Source organism: Caldimonas caldifontis (genome assembly GCF_002930615.1).
Classification (GTDB): Bacteria; Pseudomonadota; Gammaproteobacteria; order Burkholderiales; family Burkholderiaceae_C; genus Caldimonas; species Caldimonas caldifontis.
This window is the reverse complement of sequence record NZ_PSNX01000003.1, coordinates 90,715-111,325: the sequence shown is the minus strand read 5'-3', so window position 1 is coordinate 111,325 and position 20,611 is coordinate 90,715. Positions and strand designations below refer to the sequence as shown.

Below are 20,611 nucleotides of genomic sequence, written 5' to 3'. Positions count from 1 at the left end.
TCGCGCCCATGCTGCGCATCATCTCCTCCAACCTCAACGGCATCCGCTCGGCGGCGAACAAGGGCTACTTCGACTGGCTGGCCCAGCAGCAGGCTGACTTCGTCTGCCTGCAGGAACTCAAGGCCCAGGACGGCGACCTGACCGACGCCATGCGCGCCCCGCACGGCCTGCAGGGCTGGTTCCACTGTGCCGAGAAGAAGGGCTATTCCGGCGTGGGTCTGTACAGTCGCCACGCACCCAGCGACGTGAAGATCGGCTTCGGCAGTACCGAATTCGATGCCGAGGGTCGCTACGTCGAAGCCCGTTTCGACACGCCCTCGCGCAAGTTCTCGGTCATCAGCTGCTACTTCCCCAGCGGCTCCAGTTCAGAAGAGCGGCAGCAGGCCAAGTTCCGCTTCCTCGACGAATTCTTTCCCCACCTGCAGCGCCTGAAGGCCGAGCGCGAGTTCGTGCTGTGCGGCGACGTGAACATCGCGCACAAGGAAATCGATCTCAAGAACTGGAAGAGCAACCAGAAGAACAGCGGCTTCCTGCCCGAGGAGCGCGCCTGGTTCACGCGTCTGGTCGAGGACATCGGCCTGGTGGATGTGTACCGCCGTCTGCACCCCGACACCACCGGCGAGGCCTACACCTGGTGGAGCAACCGCGGCCAGGCCTGGGCCAACAACGTGGGGTGGCGCATCGACTACCACGTTGCCAGCCCCGCCGTGGCCGCCACTGCACGGGCGGCCAGCGTCTACAAGGCGCAGCGCTTCTCCGACCACGCGCCGCTCACGATCGAGTACGACCTCACGCTCTGAGCATGGCGCTGAGCCCACGCAAAGAGGGGGGGCATGGGCCCTTCCCATGGGGCGGGGCTGGGGAATAATGGGTCCTCCGCCGATCATGGAAGTCGTGAACCCACCCCGCCGGGCCGCCGCCCCCAGTTTCTCCTCGGTCGAGTTCCGACAGGCGCTCGGCAGCTTTGCGACGGGGGTCACCATCGTTACCGCCCGTGCGGCCGACGGGCGGCTCATCGGGCTCACGGCCAATTCCTTCAATTCCGTCTCGCTCAACCCGCCGCTGGTGCTGTGGAGCCTGTCACGCCTGGCGGGCTCGATGCCGGCCTTCGAGCGGGGCTCCCACTACGCCATCCACATCCTTGCGGCCGAACAGATGGCCCTGGCCGAGCGCTTCGCTGCCAAGGGCGTGGACCGGTTTGCCGGACTGTCCTGGCGCGAAGGTGCGGGCGGGGCGCCGTTGCTCGATGGCGCAGCCGCGGTGTTCGAATGCTTCAACCGCAGCCGCTACGAGGAGGGTGACCATGTCATCTTCGTCGGCGAGGTGGAACGGTGCGAGCAGCGCCCCGGCGCCTTGCCACTGATCTTCCACGGCGGGCGCTACTTCACCGAGTTGCCGCTGTGAGCCGGCCGGCGGGCTTGAACTCGCCTCAGGCAACGCCATCTGTGGTGGCAGACCACTCCCGGAGCCTGCCATGCTCATCGCCTGTCCCCATTGCCAGACCCTCAACCGCGTGCCCGACGAGCGCCTGGCCGATGGGCCGGTGTGCGGCCAGTGCAAGCGCAGCCTGACCCCCGACGAGCCGGTCGTGCTGACCGACGCCAACTTCGATGCAGTGGTCTCCCGCACCGAGCTGCCCGTGGTGGTGGACTTCTGGGCACCGTGGTGCGGGCCGTGCCGGATGATGGCGCCGCAGTTCGAGCAGGCCGCCCGTGAGCTGGGGGGGCGCGTGCTCTTCGCCAAGGTCAACAGCGACGACAACCCCAAGACCTCGGTGCGCCACCGCATCCGCAGCATCCCGACGATGGTCCTGCTGCAAGGGGGGCAGGAGCAACGGCGGGTGTCTGGCGCGATGGGCGCGCGCGAGCTGGTGCGCTGGCTGCAGGCCGGGTGACCCTCGCCCCGGCGCCGCCTGAGCACGGCGCCCCGGAAGGCGGCACAATCATCGGATGATTGAACGCCGCGCCCACCTGGACTCCCGTGCCGTCACCCTGTTGCTGGGCTGCTGCCTGCTCTGGGGCCTGCAGCAGATCGTCGTCAAGGCCACGCTGCCGTTGATGCCGCCCATCGCGCAGGCGGCGCTGCGCTCGGGTGTGGCGGCGCTGCTGGTGTGGGCCTGGGCCTCATGGCGCGGCATCCCCCTCTTCTCGCGCGACGGAACGGCGGGGCCAGGGCTGCTGGCCGGGGCGCTCTTCGCGGCCGAGTTCGTCTGCATCTACATCGGCCTGGGCCACACGGCGGCCTCGCGGCTGGTGGTGCTGCTCTACCTGTCGCCCTTCGTGGTGGCGGCCGGCATGCCCTTCATCAGCGCCTCCGAGCGCTTGTCGCCGCGCCAGATGATGGGCCTGGGGCTGGGCTTCCTGGCCGTGGTGCTGGCGTTCAGTGAAGGGTTCAGCGGTGCGGCCGCGCCGGCCGGGTCCACGCAATGGCTGGGCGACGCCCTGGCGGTGCTGGCCGCGCTGCTGTGGGGCGCCACCACCCTGGCCATCCGTGCCACGCGCCTGAGCACGGCGTCGCCGGAGAAGACGCTGTTCTATCAGCTCGCCGTGTCGGGCGTGGTGCTGACGGTGCTGTCGCCCCTCACCGGGGAGTCGTGGGCCTTCGACTGGACGGCGACCCTGTGGGCCTCGATGTTCTTCCAGGCGGTGGTCGTGGCGTTTGCCAGCTACCTGGTGTGGTTCTGGCTGATCCGACACTACCCGGCCACGCGGCTGGCGTCCTTCACCTTTCTCACCCCGCTGTTCGGTCTGCTGATGGGCTGGTTGCTGCTGGGCGAGGCGATCACCTTGCGTCTTGCGCTGGCCCTGTGCGGCGTGGCGGTGGGGATCTGGCTGGTCAACCGGCGTTGATCCGTCAGGAGCAGCGGTCGCGGCGCTTGCGCTCGTACATGTCCCGATCGGCGCTTTGCAGCAGGCTGTCGCTGTCGCGGCCATCGTCGGGGTAGACGGCCAGGCCGACGGCGCCGCCCACGTCCAGCGTGGCTTTCGGGCCCAGCCCCACGTCATCGGCCGGCGGCTCGCGCAGCAGGGCCTCGACATGGGCGCGCACCTGCTCGGCCACCTCGCGGTGAGCCACGTGCTCGACGAGAACGACGAACTCGTCGCCCGCATAGCGGGACACGAGGTCGCCCTCGCGCATGCCCTGGCGCAGCCGGCGCCCCAGGGCCACCAGCACGCGGTCGCCCACGTCATGGCCGTGGCGGTCGTTGATGGCCTTGAAGCCGTTGAGATCGATGAAGAGCACGGCAAAGGGCCGCTGGTCCTCGGCCCGCCGATGGAAGGCCACGCGTTCGTCGAGCCGGCGCAGCAGGGTTTCGCGGTTGACCAGGCCGGTGAGACGGTCCGTGCGCAGCTTGTGCTGCATCACGACGAAACTGCGCGCGAGGTCGCCGATCTCGTCGCGCCGCCGGATGTGCAGCGGCACGTTGAGATCGCCTTCCCCGATGGCACGCGCCGCCTGTGACAGCCGGCGCAGGTCGCGCGCCACCCAGCTCAGGATCAGCAGCCCCACCATCACCACCAGGGCAGCGGCGGCGGCGCCCAGCATCACGGTGCGCTTGACGTTGTCGGTGACGCCGTGCATGAAGTCGCTGTGCGGCACGGCCACCACGATGAACCAGTCCAGCCCGGCGCTGTCGGTCACCCGCGAGAAGGCGGCCTGCATGAGCTGGCCGTCGGGAGCCGCGAACTGCCGCGTGCGCGGCCGTGCATCGGCGCTGGCGTCGGCCAGCAAGGGACTCAGTTCGGCATACGTGGCCGCCAGCAAGGGGTTGCCGCTCTCGCGCGCGGCCAGGCGAGCGGCCGCGCCGGCGTCATCCTGCGTGATGTTGGGGGCGTTGGAGGCCGCGATGAGCTGGCCGTCGGGCTCGATGATGAAGGCGAAGCCGTTGGGCGTGAGGTCGAGGTTGCGCACGAAGTCGTTCAGGCCCTTGAGCGCCACGTCGGTGGCCACCACGCCTTCGATGCTGCCGTCCGGACGCAGCACGCGGCGCGCGCGCGTGGCCACCAGGCTCTGGGTGCGGAAGTCGATGTAGATCGACGTCCAGGTGTGGGTGGATGCATCGCGCCCCGCGAGGTACCAGGGCCGGGTGCGGGGTTCGAAGACCCGCTCTTCGAGCTGGGGCTCTCGCAGCTCACCGTGGATGCCCGTGAAGCGGTAGAGCGTGCGCGGCACGCCCGAGGTGAGCCGCAGCCGCAGCTGGGCCTCCTGCTCGTCGAAGCGCCACAGGCCGAAGAACTGGCCTTCGCGGTTGCCGTAATAGACATAGTTGTTCGGGTCGAGATGCAAGGAGGTGGCGATCCAGAAGCGCGTGCGCAGCGCGTCGAATTCCTCCTCGACCGACCGGGGCGCCGCCATGCCGTTGGGAAAGGCGGCCTCCAGCACGGCGCCCGAGCCCACCACGTGGCGCTCCACGGCCTGGCCGATGCGGTGCACGGTTTCCAGCAGCAGGTGGTCGGCCACGGTGTCCACGGCCTGGCGTCCCGCCTGGTAGGACAGGGCGCCGATGGCCATCGCCAGGGCGACGACCAGGCTCACGTAGGGGATCGTGAGCAACGCACGCAGGGACAGGGGAGCGCCGATTTTCATGCTGGAACCCGCGGTCCACCATGACCGCCCGTGCGGCCGGTCGGCCACGGACCGCATTGTGACCCACAGGGGCGGGCGTGCCTCTCCCTAGAATGGGCGAATGACCGACACCCCCAAGCCGGCATCCGGCGAGCAGACGCTCACCCCCGTCTACAAGCGCAAGCTCTTCTGGGTGGCGCTGCTTTACTTCTCCGAGGGCCTGCCGCTCGGGGTCTTCTACGACATCTTCCCGGTGCATTTCCGCCAGCAGGGCGTGAGCCTGGCCGACATCGGTCTGCTCAGCCTGCTGGGTCTGGCCTGGACGGTGAAGTTCCTGTGGGCGCCGGCGGTGGACTGGGCGCGCCGCCACCGCTGGTGGATTGCTGGCGCCAACTTCGGCATGGCGGCGGTGATGGGCCTGTTCGCCAGCGAACTGGGCTTCGGTCCCTGGGTGTGGGTGGCCATCGGGGTGTTCACGATGCTCTCGGCCACCAACGACATCGCCACCGACGGCTACACCATCGAGTTGCTCACCCGCAAGGAATACGGCCTGGCCAACGGCTTTCGCATCGGCTTCTACCGCGTGGGCATGCTGACGGCCGGCGTGCTGCTCATGGTGTCAGGCTGGTTCGGCTGGTCGATGGCCTACCTGCTGGGGGCGGGCGTTTTCCTGTGCAACGGCCTGATCGTGCTGCTGGCCCCGCGCGAGGGCCAGCGCCCCGGCACGCCGCCGGGCAGCGTGGCCACCGAACTGCGGCTGCTGCGCGACCAGCCCTTGTGGGTGCTGGCCCTGGGCCTGGTGCTCCTCGGCCTGCTGTGGCCGGTGCTGGGTCCGCTCTCGCGCACGCTGGGCTGGACGGACATCGCGGCCGTGGCCAACACCTGGTGGTTCCGCGGGGCCATTCCTGTGGGGCTGATGTTCGCCGGCGCCGGCCTGATGGTCACCGCCGCCAACGGTCCGCGTGCGGAGCTGATGCGCAACGGCCCGGTCTTCGGCGCCTGGGTGGAACTGCTGTCGCGCCGGGGCATGATCGGCATCATCCTTTTCATACTGCTGTTCAAGCTGGGCGATGCAGCCATGGGCTTCATGGTCAAGCCCTTCTGGGTGGACAGCGGCTTTTCGGCCGAGCAGATCGGCCTGGTCAGCGTGAATCTCGGCCTCGTGCTGTCCATCGCCGGGGGGCTGGTGGGGGGCTGGTACGTGGACCGTGCTGGCATCTTCAAGGGCCTGTGGGTGCTGGGCCTGTGGCAGGCGCTGTCCAACCTGGGCTACGCCGCGGCGGCCTGGTACGTGCCGCGCGTGCTGCCGGGGGCCGATGGCATCGTGCAGCCGGTTGACCTGCCCTTGGTGCACCAGGCGGCCGTGTACGCCGCCAGCGCCCTGGAGAGCTTCACCGGCGGCCTGGGCACCGGGGCCTTCCTGGCCTTCCTGATGGCCATCACCAGCCGCGCCAAGGCCACCACCGAGTATGCGATCCTCTCGTCCATCTTCGCCTTCAGCCGCGCCGTGGCCGGCTGGGCGGGCGGCATCGGCGCGCAGGAGATGGGCTATGCGGCCTATTTCTTCCTGACCTTCTGGCTGTCCTTCCCGGCCTATTTGCTGCTGCTTCGCGTGCGCACGATGCTGGAACAACAGGAGCGACACGAGGTCTGACGATCATGGACACACTGCATGCTTCGCTGAACGAGCGCGCGCATTGCGCGTTGTGCCAGGCCATGGCCGCGGTGAATGCGGCGGCGCCTGCACGACTGGCGCCTGTCAACCCCGGGCGCCGGCTCTTCACCGGCGCGCTGCTGTCCTCGGGCCTGGGCGCCGTGGTGCCTGCACAGGCCCAGCAGAATCCCCCGCGTGAAGGCGTGGATGTGGGACGCACCTCGGGCTTCGCACGGGTCGTGTCGGCCGAGCAGGTGGAGCAGGCTGCGGCCCAGCAATACCGCCAGATGATGCGCGAGGCCGAAGCCCAGAAGGCCCTGGCCGGACCACAGCACCCCCAGGTGGTGCGTCTGCGTTTCATTGCCGATCGCATGATCCCGCATGCCCATCCCTGGAACGCACGGTCGCGCCAATGGCAGTGGGAGATCAACCTGATCGGCTCGAAGCAGATCAACGCCTTCTGCATGCCGGGCGGCAAGATCGCCTTCTACACCGGCATCTTGCAGCAGCTCAAGCTCACCGATGACGAGGTGGCGATGATCATGGGCCATGAGATGGCCCACGCGCTGCGGGAGCACGCGCGCGAGCGCATGGGCAAGACGGCGGCCACCCGCGTGGGGGCGAGCCTGCTGTCCAGCCTGCTCGGGCTGGGCGGTGCCGGCGACATGGTGCTGGGCATGGGAGCCCAGCTTCTCACCTTGAAGTTCAGCCGCGAGGATGAAAGCGAGGCTGATCTCGTGGGGCTGGATCTGGGGGCGCGCACCGGCTACGACCCTCGCGCAGGTGTGAGCCTGTGGAACAAGATGATGGAGGCCAGCAAAGGGGCGCCGCCGCAGTTCCTGTCCACGCACCCGGCGGGCACGACGCGCATCCGCGAGATCGAGTCGGTCCTGCCACGGGTGCTGCCGCTCTACGAGCGTGCCCCCCGGCCGCCGCGGCGCTTCGAGCCGGCCTGAGCCAGCGGCGCATCCTCGCTGGGCGCGCCGTCCGGCGGCGTGCCGCGGGTGGCGGCGAAGAGGTCCCAGACGGCCACGAACAACGCCGCGATCAAGGGGCCGATGACAAACCCGTTGATGCCGAAGATCGACATGCCCCCCAGCGTCGAGATCAGCACCACGTAGTCGGGCAGCTTGGTGTCCTTGCCCACCAGGATGGGGCGCAGCAGGTTGTCCACGAGCCCGATCACGAACACCCCGAAGGCGATCAGCACCACCGCCTGCACCAAAGCGCCGGTGGCCAGGAAGTAGATCGCCACGGGCCCCCAGATGAGGCTCGCCCCCACAGCCGGAAGCAGAGACAGAAAGGCCATCAGCGTGGCCCACAGCACGGCACCCTGGATGCCGAGGATCCAGAAGATCAGGCCACCCAGCGCGCCCTGCGTGACGGCCACGATGACGTTGCCCTTGACGGTGGCGCGAATGACGGTGGCGAACTTGGCCAGCAGGTCGCGCTTGTGGGCTTCGTCCAGGGGCAGGACCTGCCGGATGCGCAAGGCCAGCTCCTGCCCGTCACGCAGCAGGAAGAACAGCAGGTAGAGCAGGATGCCCAGGCTCACCACGAAGTGGACGGTGTTCTGCCCGATCGTCAGCGCCTGCGTCGCCACGAACTGGCTGAGTTGGGAGGCCATCGTCGCCAGGCGGGCCTGCACGGCACTCACGTCGTCCAGCCCGACCCGTTCCAGAAGCTCCAGGACCCAGGGGGGCATCACGCTGAGCACCTGCTGCAGGTAGTTGCCGAAGTTCAGGTCGCCCGAACGCAGCCTCGACACCAGCGTGCCGGCCTCCTGCACCAGCGAGGCCGAGATCAGCGCCACCGGCAGGACCACGATCAGCAGGCACACCGACAGCGTGGCCAGCGCCGCCAGGTTGCGCCGCCGCGGCATGCGCGCCAGCAACCGGCGATGCAAGGGCATGAAGATCAGGGCGAGGATGGCGCCCCAGAAGACTGCGCCGTAGAAAGGCCAGAGGATGGCCAGGAAGGCCAGGCTCACAGCCGCCAGCAGGCCGAGGAAGATCTTGCGGTGCAGGTCGGGGGTGTTCATGGTGAGGCGCGTCACACGGGACAGGGGCCCGATTGTGAGGCCTCGTTCAGGTTCCGCCCACGAAAGGATTGGTGCGTCGTTCCTGGCCGAAGCTGCTCTCGGGGCCGTGGCCGGGGATGAAGACCACGTCGTCACCCATGGGCCACAGGCGCTGCGTGATGGCGTCGATCAGGTCCTGGTGGTTGCCGCCGGGGAAGTCGGTGCGGCCGATGCTGCCGGCAAAGAGCACGTCGCCCACGAAGGCGCGCCGGGCCTCGGGCGAGAAGAACACCACATGGCCGGGCGTGTGGCCAGGGCAGTGGCGCACCTGCAGCGTGCAGTGTCCGACGGTCACGGTGTCGCCATCGTGCAGCCAGCGCGTGGGGGTGAAGCGCTCGCTGGGTGGGAAGCCGAACATGGCGCCCTGCTGGGGCAGGGCATCGATCCAGAACTGGTCGCCCTCGTGCGGGCCGATGATCGGGAGGCCCTGCTCGCGCGCCAGCTGGGCCGTGGCCCCGGCATGGTCGATGTGGGCGTGGGTGAGCCAGATCTGTTCCAGTGTCACACCCAGGCGCTCCACCTCGTCCAGCAGCTGCGGCAGGTCGCCACCGGGGTCGATGATGGCGGCGCGTTTCGTGTCGTCGCACCAGACGATGGAGCAGTTCTGCTGGAAGGGGGTGACAGGGACGGTGTGGTAGCGCAGCATGGACCGAACCTTAGCCGAAAGCCGGGCGCCCCATGAAAAAAGGGCCCCTGCGGACAGGGGCCCTGAAATCTCGCGGGGGCGAACCCCCAGGAGATAGTTGCAACAGGTGCGATCAGAAGTTGTGCTTCAGGCCGAAGTCGAAGCCGGTCTTGTTGTCGGCCAGTTCACGGTCATTGGCCACGTCGAAGTACACCGTGGTGCGCTTGGACAGGGCGTAGTGGTAACCGACAGCGAATTTGCTGGACACATCCTGGTCGGGATCGACGGCTTCGAGCTTGCCGTAGGCCAGCTTGACTTCGCCGGCTCCCACGGGCGCGGTGGCACCGATCATGTAGCTGCGATGCTTGTCAGCGGCAGCCACGCCCTCGGGCGTGCCCTGGCCGTAGGCGCCGATCAGGCGGAAGCTGCCGAAGTCATAGCCGGCCGTGACCAGATGCCAGGTGTTGTCGTCCACACCGGACTTGTCGTAGCCGTAGGCCAGCGACAGCGGGCCGGCGCCGTAGCTCAGGTTCAGACCATAGAAGGCCTTGTTGTCGTTGCCGGGCACTTCGTCCATGGTCAGCTGGGCCTGGGCGCGCAGGCCGTTGAAGCTCGGCGAGGTGTAGGTGATGGAGTTGTTCTGGCGAGTGGGCAGGATGGCGCCGAACAGGATGGGCTCCATGCGGGCCACCGTGTCACCGCCCCAGGGGTCGGCACGGTTGGCGATGTTGCGTGCCGGCGTGTACTCGCGGCCCAGCACGACCTGACCGAAGCCGCCTTCCAGACCCACCACCGAGCGGCCGTTCCAGAAGCTGCTGGTGCTGTTCACGGCGCCGGTGTCGGCATTGAAGCGGTGCTCGATGTTGAACAGGGCCTTCAGGCCGCCGCCCAGGTCTTCCACGCCGCGCACACCCAGACGGCTGCCGGAGCCGTTTTGCATGACCATGTAGTCGTCACCCAGGTTGCGGGCGACGCCCAGGTCCACGCGACCGTAGAGCGTGACGTTGGACTGGGCCTGGGCCGTGGCGGCCAGCGTGCCGAGCACGGCAAGTGCGATGAGCGATTTCTTCATGTCTTCTACCTCGGGGATGAGTTGACGTTCCGGGCGCCGGGGCGCTCGGGCTGTCGCGGGGGAAGCGACGGGCCAGGCGAAGTGAACCATTCGGACGTGACGCAACTGGGTAGAAACCCTAGGGTCAAGCCTGGGTTTGCGATGTCCGCCACAGTGGGTTTGAACGCACCGTGCCTGGCCCATCCGGGGCCCACATCAAGCACGCATGCGGGTTTGCGAGGGGTCGGACGCTCATGTCCTGGCCTGCCGGGCTCATCATTGCAGGATCCGCAACGCTCCATTGCGGGTCCGCGATCGGGGTGCGCAAGATTGCGCTAGGATGCGTGCAAGGCTGCGTGCTTGTGCCGGCCCCACGTCGCTCGGACGGTTCCGGGCGCTCACGTTGAAAGTCTCCCCATGACCAGCACTCCGGGTCAGCGCCGCTTTGCGCGCATCGACCGCCTGCCTCCCTACGTCTTCAACATCACGGCCGAGCTCAAGCTGGCCGCCCGCCGTCGCGGCGAGGACATCATCGACATGAGCATGGGCAACCCCGATGGCGCCACGCCGGCGCACATCGTGGCCAAGCTCGCCGAGGTGGCCCAGCGACCCGACACCCACGGCTACTCGGCTTCCAAGGGCATCCCGCGGCTGCGCCGGGCCATCGCCCACTGGTACCAGGGCCGCTACGGGGTGGACATCGACCCCGACCGCGAGGCCATCGTCACCATCGGCTCCAAGGAAGGCCTGGCCCACCTGATGCTGGCCACGCTCGACCGTGGCGACACGGTGCTCGTGCCCGACCCGAGCTATCCCATCCACATCTATGGCGCGGTGATTGCCGGGGCCGACATCCGCTCCGTCCCCATGGTGCCCGGCGTGGACTTCTTCGCCGAGCTGGAGCGCGCCATCCGCGGCAGCTACCCCAAGCCCAAGATGATGGTGCTGGGTTTTCCGAGCAACCCCACCGCCCAATGCGTGGAGCTCGACTTCTTCGAGCGGGTGATCGCGCTGGCCAAGAAGCACGAGATCCTCGTCGTGCATGACCTGGCCTATGCCGACATCGTCTTTGACGGCTGGAAGGCACCCTCCATCATGCAGGTGAGCGGCGCCAAGGACGTGGCGGTGGAGTTCTTCACGCTGAGCAAGAGCTACAACATGGCCGGCTGGCGCGTGGGCTTCATGGTGGGCAATGCCGACCTGGTGGCCGCACTCGCCCGCATCAAGAGCTACCACGACTACGGCAGCTTCACGCCCGTGCAGGTGGCGGCCATCGCCGCGCTGGAAGGCGACCAGCAGTGCGTGAAGGACATTGCCGCGCAATACCAGCGCCGCCGCGACGTGCTGGTCAAGGGCCTGCGCGAGGCGGGCTGGCCGGTCGAGACCCCCAAGGCCTCGATGTACATCTGGGCGCGCATCCCCGAGCGCTACCGGACGCTGGGCTCGCTGGAGTTCTCCAAGCAACTGATGGCGCGCGCCAAGGTCTGCGTCTCGCCGGGCATCGGCTTTGGCGACCACGGTGACGACCATGTGCGCTTTGCCCTCATCGAAAACGAATCGCGCATCCGCCAGGCGGTGCGCGGCATCAAGGCCATGTTCAAGGCCGATGGAGTGACCCCTGCATGAGCGACCCCTTCGAACGCGCCAAGGCGCTCTTCTTCGACGGCCTGGCCCACCTGGAAGCCGGCCGCCTCGGCGAGGCCGAGCGCGCCTTCGCCGAGTCGCTCACGCTCGTGCCGGGCCGCCCCTCCACGCTGAGCAACCTGGGCACCGTGCGCCGTCGTATGGGCCGCCTCGATGACGCCCTGCAGTCCTTCGACGAACTGGTGCGCGTGCAACCCGAGGACGCCGAGGCCTGGCTGTGCCGCGGCGAAGTGCTGCTGCAGCTCGATCGCCACGACGAAGCCCTGGCCGACTACGACCGCTGCCTGGCGCTTGACCCGAACCGTGCCTTGGCCTGGAGCCGGCGCGGCAGCCTCCTGCGGCTGGCCGGCCGCACGGAAGAAGCGGCCGATGCTTTCGAGCGCGCGATCACGCTGGGCGACGACTCGGATACCACGCGCTACTTCCTGGCCTCGGTGGCGGCCCGCAAGGCCCCGCCGGCGGTGGCGCCGGCAGCCTATGTGCAGACCCTCTTCGACGACTACGCCGACGACTTCGACGAGCACCTCGTCGAGGTGCTGCACTACGACGTGCCGCAGCGACTGGTCGGCCCGATCGAGGGGCAACGATTCGGTCAGGCGCTCGACCTGGGTTGTGGCACCGGCCTGTGTGCGCCGCTGCTGGCCCCGCTGGCTGGCGCCGTCGATGCCGTGGACCTGTCCGAACGCATGGTGGCCAAGGCGCGTGAGCGCGGCCTGTACCGTGACGTGTTCCTGGCCGATGCCGTGACGCAGCTGCAGGTGACCGATCGACGCTACGACCTCGTCGTGGCGGCCGATGTCTTCATCTACATCGGTGACCTGGCCCCGGTGTTCGCGGGCGTGCGACGTGTGCTCGAACCCGGCGGCGTCTTCGCCTTTTCGGCCGAGCAGGGCGATGCCTCACGTGACTTCGTGCTGCGCCCGAGCCTCACCTACGGCCATTCACCAGACTACCTGAGGCGGCTCGCGGCCGAGCACGGCTTCGAGGTGACCGACCTGCAGCCGCACGCCCTGCGCGAAGACCAGCGCCAGCCGGTGCCGGGCTGGCTGGTGTGGCTGCGGCGGACTGCGTGAGACGTCAGGCGGCGGCGCCGGGCGCGCCGTGGCACTTCTTGTACTTCTTTCCGCTGCCGCAGGGACAGGGGTCGTTGCGGCCGGGTTCGGCGGCCTTGCGCACGGTGGCCACCGGTTGGCGCGAGGCGCGCTCGCGCCAGAAGTCGCGCAGGTCGTAAGCCGCCCACAGCGCATCGGCGAGGCGCTCATCGGGGGTCATCGCGCGGGCTTCCGGCGGCATCTCGGCCTCATCGCTGGCCAGGATCTCGAAGAGCTGCAGGCAGCCATCGACGAATTCGTTGCCAGGATCGTCAGCCTCCAGCAGCCAGTCGTCCTCGAAGGCGTCCACACACTGCAGGAAGCCGCCCGCCCAGACGGCGCCCAGGCGAGGCCAGTCTTCGGGGGCGCCGCGCTCGGCTTGCGGGGTGTGTTCGCGCACGGCCTCCCAGTCCGTGAGCAGGGGGCTCAGGGCGCGTTCGTCGTCCAGGCGCTGGACCGGCGCATCGATGGCGCGCAGGACTTCGCTGGCGCGACGACCCGCCAGATCGAGAAAGGCCTGGCGCTGCGCCAGGTCGGCAAAGGCCGGCGTTTCGCCGAGCAAGGCCGGCAATGCGTCCTCGAGCGTCATGCGCCGCGGCCCGCAGGCCAGGGCGGTGAGGAAGCCGTCGAGCTGTTCGAGGTCGGGCACGGCCTCGTCGCGCTCGGCCATCGAGGACAGGAGTTGTTCCAGCCGGTCGAGATCGGCTTCGGTCAGGGGGGCGGAAGGGGCAGCCATGTTGCGATTGTCGCAGCACCGCCCCCCAACCGCGGGGCTGCGGCGCAGGGAACTCGTTCAGTACCATCGATGACCCTTGTCCCAAGCCGAACTCCCTGTGCTGACCGTCTACCTGGTCGAGGACGACCCTCTGCTCGCACGCCATGTGCTCGATGCCCTCGCCCAGGCCGACGGCATCGAGTGCGTGGGCCATGCCGACCGCCTGGCGGTGGCGCGCGAGGAACTTCCCTCACGATGCCCGCAAGTGTTGCTGTCCGACCTGGGTCTCCCGGACGGCGACGGCACCGACCTGATCCGCGAGATCAGCCAGATTTCAGGCCCGTGGCGGCCGCACATCCTCGTCTATTCCGTGTTTGGTGACGAGGCCAAGGTGATCCATGCGATCGAGGCCGGTGCCGATGGCTACTTCCTCAAGGGGTGCGCCGACCGCGACCTCATCCATGCGGTGCAGCGCGCCGCCGACGGTGAATCGCCCATCTCGCCGGCCATCGCCCGCTACCTGCTCAAGCGCTTCGCGGCCGGCCCCGAGGCCAGCCCCTCGGGTTTTGATGGACAGGTGACCGAGGAACCCCAGCTCAGCCGTCCCGAGCATGCCGTGCTGCGCCTGGTGGCCCAGGGCTATCTGGCCGAGGAGGTGGGGGAGCGCCTGATGATGTCGGCCCACACCGTGGCCACGCATGTGCGCGCGGTGTACGCCAAGCTGCAAGTCGGCCAGCGATCCATGCTGGGTCTGACGAGCTGAGCCATGCAGCCTGGGCAGCGCCGCTGGCTGTGCGGCCTGGCTTGCCTGGCTGTGGCTGCCGCTGTGGCCGGTGGGCTGTCCGCCTCGACGCCCGAACCCAGGGTGCAGCGCCTCACCGAGGCCGTCCTGACCGATCACACCCAGCCCGGTGCTCCCACCAAGACGGTGAGCCTGCCCGATGCCTGGGAGCACACGGCGCCTTCGCGGGACGGCCGCGCCAGCTACCGCATCGCGCTGCCGGACGACGCCCTGGCCACGGAGCAACCGGCCCTGTTCCTGCGCCGTGTCGGCAATGTCTTTCGGGTGCAGTTCAATGGGGAACCCGTCCTGTCCGTCGGCGAGCTGCGTCGGCCCTTGCCGAACTACGGTCAGGAGCCCCACCTGCTGCGGCTGCCACGCCACCTGGTCCGCGCCACGGACAACGAGCTGGTGATCGACGTGATCGGCGAACCTCGCCGCGAGGCAGGGCTGTCCAGCGTCTGGGTGGGGCCGGCCGCCGGGCTCGAGCCCATGTATGAATGGGCCATGAACCTGCAGGTGCGCGGCGCCTGGGTGCTCACCAGCACCAGCGCCACGCTGGGGGCCCTGGCCCTGCTGGTGGCCTGGCGCACGCGGCAGATGGTCTATGGCTGGTTTGGCCTGGGCAACCTGATCTGGGCCTGGCGGGTCAGCGCCTTGCACCTGCACGATCCCGGTCCCTGGGCGGCTGTGCTGCACTGGATGTTCGAGCTGTCGTACTCGCTCTTCGTGGCCTGCATGGGCATGTTCCTGCTGATGCTGGTGCAGCGCGACAGCCCGACGGCTCGCCGCTGGATCGCTGCGTTCGTGGCTGCAGCTCTCACGCTGTCGCTGGCCAACGCCTGGTTCAACCTCCCGGTGCTGCGTACCATGCATCTGCTCATGGCCCTGGTGGTCACCGTGGTCACGGCCAGCTTCCTCGGCCGGCATGCCCTGGCCCAGCATTCACGCACCGGCTGGCTGCTGCTGGCCGCAGCGCTCACGGGCGGGGTGTTCGGCCTGCGCGACTGGATCACCTTCCGGGTGTTGCGCGACTACGAAGCCTATACCTGGACGCGCTACGCCATCCTCGCGCTGATGCTGGTGATGGTGTGGCAACTCGTCGAGGACTATGCCCGCAGCCTGGCGGCACAGCGCGAAGCGACGCGCCGGCTGCAGGCCGCGCTGGAAGCCAAGGAGCGTGAACTCGAACGCATCTATCTGGAACGCCGCGATTCCGATCGCCAGCAGGCCGTGGCCGCCGAGCGCGACCGCCTGCTGCGCGACATGCACGATGGCCTGGGAGGTCGCCTGGTCAGTGCCATCGCGCTGGTCCAGCAGATGCCGGCCCCGACGGGCGAGGCCACCGCCCTGCAGGAGCTTCGCATGGCCCTGGACGACTGCCTCACCGAGTTGCGCATCACACTCGATTCTTTGGAGTCCGAGCAGCACAGCCTGGGCGAGTCCCTGGCCGAGATGCGCTTCCGGCTGGAGCCCTCCTTGCGCGCCGCGGGCATCCGCCTCGTGTGGAACGTGCATGACGATGCGCTGGAGGCCCGGCTGCCGGCCGGACACACGTTGCAGATCCTGCGCATCGTGCGCGAGGCCTTCACCAACATCATCAAGCATGCGCAGGCCACGGTGGTCTGGCTGACCCTGGCCCGCGAGGGGGAGACCCTGCGCATCACCGTGCTGGACAACGGCATGGTCCAGCGGGCAGGCACTGGACAGCCCGGCCCACTGAGTCTGCAGGGGGGCAAGCGCGGCATGGCGAACATGCAGCGCCGGGCGTCTCTGCTTGGGGGGGAGGTCGAGGTGGGGCCTCATCCCGAAGGCTGGTGCGTGGACCTGCGTTTTCCGGTGCCACTGCCTTGTGACGCTGCGGTGAGCCCGGCGCTGGGCGGCGCCGTCGTATGACGGCGCTCGCGCGACCTCAGGCCGTCGGCGGCGCGGTGTCGATGAAGCTCTGGCGCTGGGCGAGCTTCTCGTGCAGGCGGGCGAGGTTGGGGTAAGGGTCGCGCCAGTCGATCTGCGGGAAACGGAAGTCGAGGTAGCCCACGGCCACGCCCACCGCGATATCGGCCAGCGAGAAGTGGATGCCTGAGCACCAGGTCTTTTCGCCCAGGCCGAGGCTCATCGCCTTGAGCGCCGCATGGATCTTGGCCAGGTGACGGTCCACCCAGGCTGTGCAGCGCTGAGCGTCGGTGCGCCCCGGCCAGGTGAGCTCCAGGCGCGCGGCGATCGCGGCATCCAGCAGGCCATCGGCCAGGGCTTCCCAGGTGCGCACTTCGGCACGCTCGCGCCCCGACGCCGGGATCAGGCGACTCACCGGCGACAGGGTGTCCACATACTCGACGATCACGCGCGAGTCGAACACGGCCTCACCGCCTTCCATCACGAGGCAGGGAACCTTGCCCAAGGGGTTGGACGCCATGATGCGTGTGTCGGCCGACCAGACGTCCTCCAGCTCCAGGCGATAGTCGAGCTTCTTTTCGGCCATCACGATACGCACCTTGCGCACATAGGGGCTGGTGAGCGATCCGATCAGTTTCATGGGGGTTCCAGGTCAAACGAACTGCGAACGATTCTAGCCAGCCGCCTGCCGAGGGAGGTGCTACAGTCCCCCTCAAACAGGGAGGCGCCAGGCCACGGTGTGTGGGATTGCTGAGCGCCTGGAGGATCACAGATGCATACCAACACCCCAGGCCCGGTGCCGGGCAACCTTGTCGACAGCGGCAAGCTGAGCGGCGTCGTCACCGCCATGGGCGGCGATCGCAATTCCAACAGCATCTTCTCCCGCCTGCTGCACCCCGACCAGGCCCATCATGTGCCCATCGAATTCACCGGCTCGGGCAGCGAATACTTCCGCATCTGGATCGTCAACCTGCTGCTCACGCTGGTCACGCTGGGGATCTACTACCCGTGGGCGAAGGTGCGGCGCTTGCGCTACTTCTATGGCAACACCCTCGTTGCCGGCCATGCGCTGGACTTTCACGGCGAGCCCAAGAAGATGCTGCGCGGCTCGGCCCTGGCGGGCCTGCTCTTCCTTGTCTACTCGCAGGCGCTGGACTATTCGCCGCTGGCGGGGCTGATCGGGGCCGTGCTGGTCAGCGCCCTGTGGCCCCCGCTGCTGCGCGCGGCGTTGCAGTTCCGCACGGCCCACACCAGCTGGCGCGGCATGCGTTTCGGCTTTGGCGGTGGCACGGCCGAGGCCTACCAGGTGCTGGCGGTGCCGCTGGCGCTGTCGCTCATTCCGCTGGCGCTGGTGGCCTATGCCGACACGGTCTCCGACGACCCCGCATCAGCTGCGCCACTCACCAGCGGGGTCGCGCCGTGGCTCCTGATGATGGCCGCGGCCCTGGGCCTCTTCCTGGTCACCCTGCCCTACTTCTACTGGCGCCTCAAGAAGTACCAGCACAACCACTACCGGCTGGGGCAGCTCCAGTCGGAACTGCGTGTCGGACCGATGCCGGTGTACGGGGTGGTCCTGCGCACCCTCGGGCTGTTCCTGCTGCCGGCTGTCCTGGCCGCAGGGGTCGTCGCCGTGCTTCATGGTGGCATTCCAGGACTGGATGGCGGTACGCCGATGATCCTCCTGCTCATGATGCTGTTCGGGATCCTCTTCATCGTGGGCGGCCTGTACTTCTACATCGTGGTGCTGCCCTACTTCACCGTGCGCATGCAGAACCTCGTGTGGACCAAGACCGGCAACCGCTACCTGCGCTTCCGCAGCGAACTCAGGTTCGCTCGCTACCTGGGCCTGCAGATCAAGAACTACCTGCTGGTGCTCCTCACGCTGGGTCTGTACTGGCCCTGGGCGGCGGTCGCCAACCGCCGCATGCGCCTGGAGGCCATCACCCTGGTCAGCCGCGTCGATCTCGACGACCTGGTCATGGCCATCCGTCCCAAGGCCGGCGATGCGGCAGCCGACATGGGCGACGAACTCATGGGCATCGATGTCGGTTTCTGAGCTTGCCGGTGACTATTTCGACGGCCGTTCGGCGCGGCCGGTGAAGGCGCTTGCATCGCTGACGCCGCAAGGCCTGCAACTGCGCGGCGACACGCTGGACCGCGTGGTGCCGCTGTCGCAGGTGCAATGGCCCGAGCGCACGCGGCATGGGCAGCGCATCGTCCATGTCGCCGACGGCGCCAGCTTCCAGGCTTACGATCCGGCGGCCTTCGATGCCTGGCGCGCCGGACACGGCCATCGCGGCTCTCTGGTGGAACGCGCCCAGCAGAGCTGGCGCGGCGTGCTGGTGGCCGTGGCCCTGCTGGCGGTGCTGGCCGGTGCGCTCTACCAGTGGGGCCTGCCGGCGGCCGCCCGGGGGGTGCTGAGCTTCGTGCCGGCTTCGGTCGACCAGCGCCTGGGCGAATCGGCCCTGCACACCCTGGGTGGGCAGATCCTCGAACCCAGTACCTTGCCGATGGTCCAGCAGGAGGCCTTGAAACGCGCCTTCGACGGCGCCGTCGCGGCCGCCTATCCGGCCGGCCAGGCGCCTGCCTACCGGGTGCACTTCCACAAGAGCCGCATCGGCCCCAACGCCTTTGCTCTGCCCGGCGGCATCATCGTGATGACCGACGAGCTGGTGAAGCTGGTCGAAGGCGACGTCGAGGTGGTGGTGGGCGTGCTGGCGCACGAGTTGGGTCATGTCGAACACCGCCACGGGATGCGCATGGTGGTGCAGACCGGCCTGCTGGGGGTGATCACCAGTGTGGCCTTCGGTGACTTCAGCGGCTGGCTGGCGGCCGCGCCCGTGATCCTGGGCCAGGCAGCCTACTCTCGTGCGGCCGAGCGCGAGGCCGATGTCACCAGCATCCGCATCCTGCGGGCTGCTGGCCTGTCGCCGCTGGCCATGGTGCGCTTCTTCGAGAAGATCGGCGCAAAGGAAGGCGGCCGCGACCGCTCGCTGCTGGGCATCGCCTTCGCGAGCCATCCCGCGGACGCCGAGCGCATCGCCGTCTTTCGCGAGGCGGCACGTTGAGACCCGGCGTCCGGCCTGGACGCCTAAAATCACGGGTTTCCCCCGATCGGCCCTTGCGGCCTGACTGCCATGGACCTCTCTGCCCTGACCGCCCTGTCGCCGCTCGACGGCCGCTATGCCGCCAAGGTGGCCGCGCTGCGACCGCTGCTGAGCGAATTCGGCCTGATGCACCGCCGCGTGCAGGTCGAGGTCGAGTGGTTCATCGCGCTGTCGGACGCCGGCTTTGCCGAGTTCAAGCCGCTGAGCGACGGGGCCCGCGCCCACCTGCGTGCGCTGGTGAGCGGCTTCTCGGTGACCGACGCCCAGGCCATCAAGGACATCGAGAAGACCACCAACCACGACGTGAAGGCGGTCGAGTACTGGATCAAGTCGCGCTTTGAAGGCCAGGCCGAGCTGCAGGCCGCCGGCGAGTTCGTGCATTTCGCCTGCACGAGCGAAGACATCAACAACACCAGCCATGCGCTGATGCTCCAGGCGGCGCGCGAGCAGGTGCTGCTGCCGGCACTCGATGGCGTGATCGCCAGCCTGCGGGCCCTCGCCCACGGGCTGGCCGACGTGCCCATGCTCAGCCGCACCCATGGCCAGACGGCCAGCCCCACCACCGTGGGCAAGGAAGTGGCCAACGTGGTGGCCCGCCTGGCCGCTGCGCGCGAGCGCATCGCGCAGGTGAAGCTGCTGGCCAAGATGAACGGCGCGGTGGGCAACTACAACGCCCACCTGGCGGCCTATCCCACGCACGACTGGGAAGCCTTCAGCCGCCGCGTGGTCGAGCAGCAGCTCGGACTCGTCTTCAACCCCTACACCATCCAGATCGAGCCGCACGACTACATGGCCGAGCTCTTCGATGCGGTCACGCGGGCCAACACCATCCTCATCGACTGGTCGCGCGACGTGTGGGGCTACATCAGCCTGGGCTACTTCAAGCAGAAGACCAAGGCTGGCGAGATCGGCTCATCGACCATGCCGCACAAGGTCAACCCCATCGACTTCGAGAACGCCGAGGGCAACTTCGGCCTGGCCAGCGCGGTGCTCACCCACCTGAGCCAGAAACTGCCCATCAGCCGCTGGCAACGTGACCTGACCGACTCCACCGTGCTGCGCAACATGGGTGTGGCCCTGGGCTACGCTGTGTTGGGCTACGACTCGCTCGCGCGCGGCCTGGGCAAGCTGGAGGTGAACCGCGAGGCCCTGGCGGCCGACCTGGACGCTGCCTGGGAGGTGCTGGCCGAGCCCATCCAGACAGTGATGCGCCGCTACGCGCTGCCCAACCCCTACGAGCGCCTGAAGGAGCTCACGCGCGGCAAGGCCATCACGCGCGAGGCCCTCCAGCAGTTCATCCAGGCGCTGGAGCTGCCGCAGGCCGAGAAGGACCGGCTGCTGGCGATGACGCCGGCCAACTACACCGGCATTGCCGAGGCGCTGGCGCGGCGCATCTGAAGGCGC

General features: G+C 68.5%; 19 protein-coding genes. 13 read left to right on the top strand and 6 right to left on the bottom strand.

Features of this window, described 5'->3' with window-relative positions:
* Positions 1-8: 8 nt before the first annotated feature.
* The 4 genes from C1704_RS03765 (at position 9) to C1704_RS03750 (ending at position 2,849) form a co-directional block, all read left to right on the top strand.
* Complete coding sequence (locus tag C1704_RS03765; RefSeq protein ID WP_104301138.1) at positions 9-800, top strand: exodeoxyribonuclease III; 792 nt, start codon at positions 9-11, stop codon at positions 798-800.
* A gap of 85 nt (positions 801-885) precedes the next feature.
* Positions 886-1,404, top strand: a complete 519-nt coding sequence (locus C1704_RS03760; RefSeq protein ID WP_211286818.1) for a flavin reductase family protein — start codon at positions 886-888, stop codon at positions 1,402-1,404.
* A 70-nt stretch (positions 1,405-1,474) separates the two neighbouring features.
* The gene (trxC, locus tag C1704_RS03755) at positions 1,475-1,894 is read left to right on the top strand and encodes a thioredoxin TrxC (protein WP_104301136.1); all 420 of its coding nucleotides are present in this window, start codon (positions 1,475-1,477) and stop codon (positions 1,892-1,894) included.
* 55 nt (positions 1,895-1,949) lie between these two features.
* Positions 1,950-2,849 (top strand): DMT family transporter, encoded by a 900-nt coding sequence (locus C1704_RS03750; protein WP_104301134.1) that lies wholly within the window; start codon positions 1,950-1,952, stop codon positions 2,847-2,849.
* Positions 2,850-2,853: 4 nt separating this feature from the next.
* Here the strand turns inward: C1704_RS03750 and C1704_RS03745 are convergent, their stop codons facing one another.
* Positions 2,854-4,587 carry a diguanylate cyclase domain-containing protein gene (locus C1704_RS03745; protein ID WP_104301132.1) on the bottom strand — a complete coding sequence of 578 codons (1,734 nt, stop codon included), beginning with the start codon at positions 4,585-4,587 and terminating at the stop codon, positions 2,854-2,856.
* Between the two features lie 100 nt (positions 4,588-4,687).
* Between C1704_RS03745 and C1704_RS03740 the strand changes: the two genes are divergently transcribed.
* Positions 4,688-6,220 carry an MFS transporter gene (locus C1704_RS03740; protein WP_104301130.1) on the top strand — a complete coding sequence of 511 codons (1,533 nt, stop codon included), beginning with the start codon at positions 4,688-4,690 and terminating at the stop codon, positions 6,218-6,220.
* Positions 6,221-6,282: 62 nt separating this feature from the next.
* Positions 6,283-7,176: a M48 family metallopeptidase gene (locus C1704_RS03735; protein WP_104301673.1), complete on the top strand. Its 894-nt coding sequence runs from the start codon at positions 6,283-6,285 to the stop codon at positions 7,174-7,176.
* On the opposite strand, the gene C1704_RS03730 is transcribed toward C1704_RS03735, so the two are convergent.
* The 3 genes from C1704_RS03730 to C1704_RS03720 form a co-directional block, all read right to left on the bottom strand.
* Positions 7,131-8,261, bottom strand: a complete 1,131-nt coding sequence (locus C1704_RS03730) for an AI-2E family transporter (RefSeq protein WP_104301672.1) — start codon at positions 8,259-8,261, stop codon at positions 7,131-7,133. The genes C1704_RS03735 and C1704_RS03730 overlap by 46 nt on opposite strands.
* 46 nt (positions 8,262-8,307) lie before the next feature.
* The gene (locus C1704_RS03725) at positions 8,308-8,946 is read right to left on the bottom strand and encodes an MBL fold metallo-hydrolase (RefSeq protein ID WP_104301128.1); all 639 of its coding nucleotides are present in this window, start codon (positions 8,944-8,946) and stop codon (positions 8,308-8,310) included.
* A gap of 112 nt (positions 8,947-9,058) precedes the next feature.
* Positions 9,059-9,997 (bottom strand): porin, encoded by a 939-nt coding sequence (locus C1704_RS03720; RefSeq protein WP_170064616.1) that lies wholly within the window; start codon positions 9,995-9,997, stop codon positions 9,059-9,061.
* A 396-nt stretch (positions 9,998-10,393) separates the two neighbouring features.
* Here C1704_RS03720 and alaC point away from each other — a divergent pair, with 396 nt between their 5' ends.
* Both alaC and C1704_RS03710 read left to right on the top strand, forming a co-directional pair.
* Entirely contained in the window at positions 10,394-11,602 is a 1,209-nt protein-coding gene (gene alaC / locus C1704_RS03715) for an alanine transaminase (RefSeq protein ID WP_104301124.1), read from the top strand.
* Entirely contained in the window at positions 11,599-12,693 is a 1,095-nt protein-coding gene (locus tag C1704_RS03710) for a tetratricopeptide repeat protein (protein WP_104301122.1), read from the top strand. Before alaC ends, C1704_RS03710 begins: the two co-directional genes overlap by 4 nt.
* Before the next feature lie 4 nt (positions 12,694-12,697).
* Here the strand turns inward: C1704_RS03710 and C1704_RS03705 are convergent, their stop codons facing one another.
* The gene (locus C1704_RS03705) at positions 12,698-13,447 is read right to left on the bottom strand and encodes a UPF0149 family protein (protein WP_104301121.1); all 750 of its coding nucleotides are present in this window, start codon (positions 13,445-13,447) and stop codon (positions 12,698-12,700) included.
* A 76-nt stretch (positions 13,448-13,523) separates the two neighbouring features.
* Between C1704_RS03705 and C1704_RS03700 the strand changes: the two genes are divergently transcribed.
* Complete coding sequence (locus C1704_RS03700; protein ID WP_245876365.1) at positions 13,524-14,189, top strand: response regulator; 666 nt, start codon at positions 13,524-13,526, stop codon at positions 14,187-14,189.
* A 3-nt stretch (positions 14,190-14,192) separates the two neighbouring features.
* Positions 14,193-16,103: a sensor histidine kinase gene (locus C1704_RS03695; RefSeq protein ID WP_104301117.1), complete on the top strand. Its 1,911-nt coding sequence runs from the start codon at positions 14,193-14,195 to the stop codon at positions 16,101-16,103.
* Between the two features lie 16 nt (positions 16,104-16,119).
* Here C1704_RS03695 and C1704_RS03690 read toward each other — a convergent pair whose 3' ends face one another.
* The gene (locus C1704_RS03690; protein WP_104301115.1) at positions 16,120-16,740 is read right to left on the bottom strand and encodes a glutathione S-transferase N-terminal domain-containing protein; all 621 of its coding nucleotides are present in this window, start codon (positions 16,738-16,740) and stop codon (positions 16,120-16,122) included.
* A gap of 132 nt (positions 16,741-16,872) precedes the next feature.
* Between C1704_RS03690 and C1704_RS03685 the strand changes: the two genes are divergently transcribed.
* The 3 genes from C1704_RS03685 (at position 16,873) to purB (ending at position 20,605) form a co-directional block, all read left to right on the top strand.
* Positions 16,873-18,156, top strand: coding sequence for a YjgN family protein (locus tag C1704_RS03685; protein ID WP_104301113.1), 1,284 nt, complete (start codon positions 16,873-16,875; stop codon positions 18,154-18,156).
* On the top strand, positions 18,143-19,168 hold the full coding sequence (locus C1704_RS03680) for a M48 family metallopeptidase (protein ID WP_170064615.1): 1,026 nt from the start codon (positions 18,143-18,145) through the stop codon (positions 19,166-19,168). Before C1704_RS03685 ends, C1704_RS03680 begins: the two co-directional genes overlap by 14 nt.
* A gap of 69 nt (positions 19,169-19,237) precedes the next feature.
* The gene (purB, locus tag C1704_RS03675; RefSeq protein WP_104301109.1) at positions 19,238-20,605 is read left to right on the top strand and encodes an adenylosuccinate lyase; all 1,368 of its coding nucleotides are present in this window, start codon (positions 19,238-19,240) and stop codon (positions 20,603-20,605) included.
* Positions 20,606-20,611: the final 6 nt, after the last annotated feature.

Coding starts and splice junctions, on each gene's coding strand:
- C1704_RS03685 (WP_104301113.1), top strand. CDS start 16,873: ATGCATACCAACACCCCAGGCCCGGTGCCGGGCAACCTTGTCGACAGC.
- C1704_RS03695 (WP_104301117.1), top strand. CDS start 14,193: ATGCAGCCTGGGCAGCGCCGCTGGCTGTGCGGCCTGGCTTGCCTGGCT.
- C1704_RS03740 (WP_104301130.1), top strand. CDS start 4,688: ATGACCGACACCCCCAAGCCGGCATCCGGCGAGCAGACGCTCACCCCC.
- C1704_RS03760 (WP_211286818.1), top strand. CDS start 886: ATGGAAGTCGTGAACCCACCCCGCCGGGCCGCCGCCCCCAGTTTCTCC.
- C1704_RS03750 (WP_104301134.1), top strand. CDS start 1,950: ATGATTGAACGCCGCGCCCACCTGGACTCCCGTGCCGTCACCCTGTTG.
- C1704_RS03765 (WP_104301138.1), top strand. CDS start 9: ATGCTGCGCATCATCTCCTCCAACCTCAACGGCATCCGCTCGGCGGCG.
- C1704_RS03710 (WP_104301122.1), top strand. CDS start 11,599: ATGAGCGACCCCTTCGAACGCGCCAAGGCGCTCTTCTTCGACGGCCTG.
- C1704_RS03745 (WP_104301132.1), bottom strand. CDS start 4,587: ATGAAAATCGGCGCTCCCCTGTCCCTGCGTGCGTTGCTCACGATCCCC.
- C1704_RS03705 (WP_104301121.1), bottom strand. CDS start 13,447: ATGGCTGCCCCTTCCGCCCCCCTGACCGAAGCCGATCTCGACCGGCTG.
- alaC (WP_104301124.1), top strand. CDS start 10,394: ATGACCAGCACTCCGGGTCAGCGCCGCTTTGCGCGCATCGACCGCCTG.
- C1704_RS03680 (WP_170064615.1), top strand. CDS start 18,143: ATGTCGGTTTCTGAGCTTGCCGGTGACTATTTCGACGGCCGTTCGGCG.
- C1704_RS03735 (WP_104301673.1), top strand. CDS start 6,283: ATGGCCGCGGTGAATGCGGCGGCGCCTGCACGACTGGCGCCTGTCAAC.
- C1704_RS03730 (WP_104301672.1), bottom strand. CDS start 8,261: ATGAACACCCCCGACCTGCACCGCAAGATCTTCCTCGGCCTGCTGGCG.
- C1704_RS03725 (WP_104301128.1), bottom strand. CDS start 8,946: ATGCTGCGCTACCACACCGTCCCTGTCACCCCCTTCCAGCAGAACTGC.
- trxC (WP_104301136.1), top strand. CDS start 1,475: ATGCTCATCGCCTGTCCCCATTGCCAGACCCTCAACCGCGTGCCCGAC.
- C1704_RS03690 (WP_104301115.1), bottom strand. CDS start 16,740: ATGAAACTGATCGGATCGCTCACCAGCCCCTATGTGCGCAAGGTGCGT.
- C1704_RS03720 (WP_170064616.1), bottom strand. CDS start 9,997: ATGAAGAAATCGCTCATCGCACTTGCCGTGCTCGGCACGCTGGCCGCC.
- purB (WP_104301109.1), top strand. CDS start 19,238: ATGGACCTCTCTGCCCTGACCGCCCTGTCGCCGCTCGACGGCCGCTAT.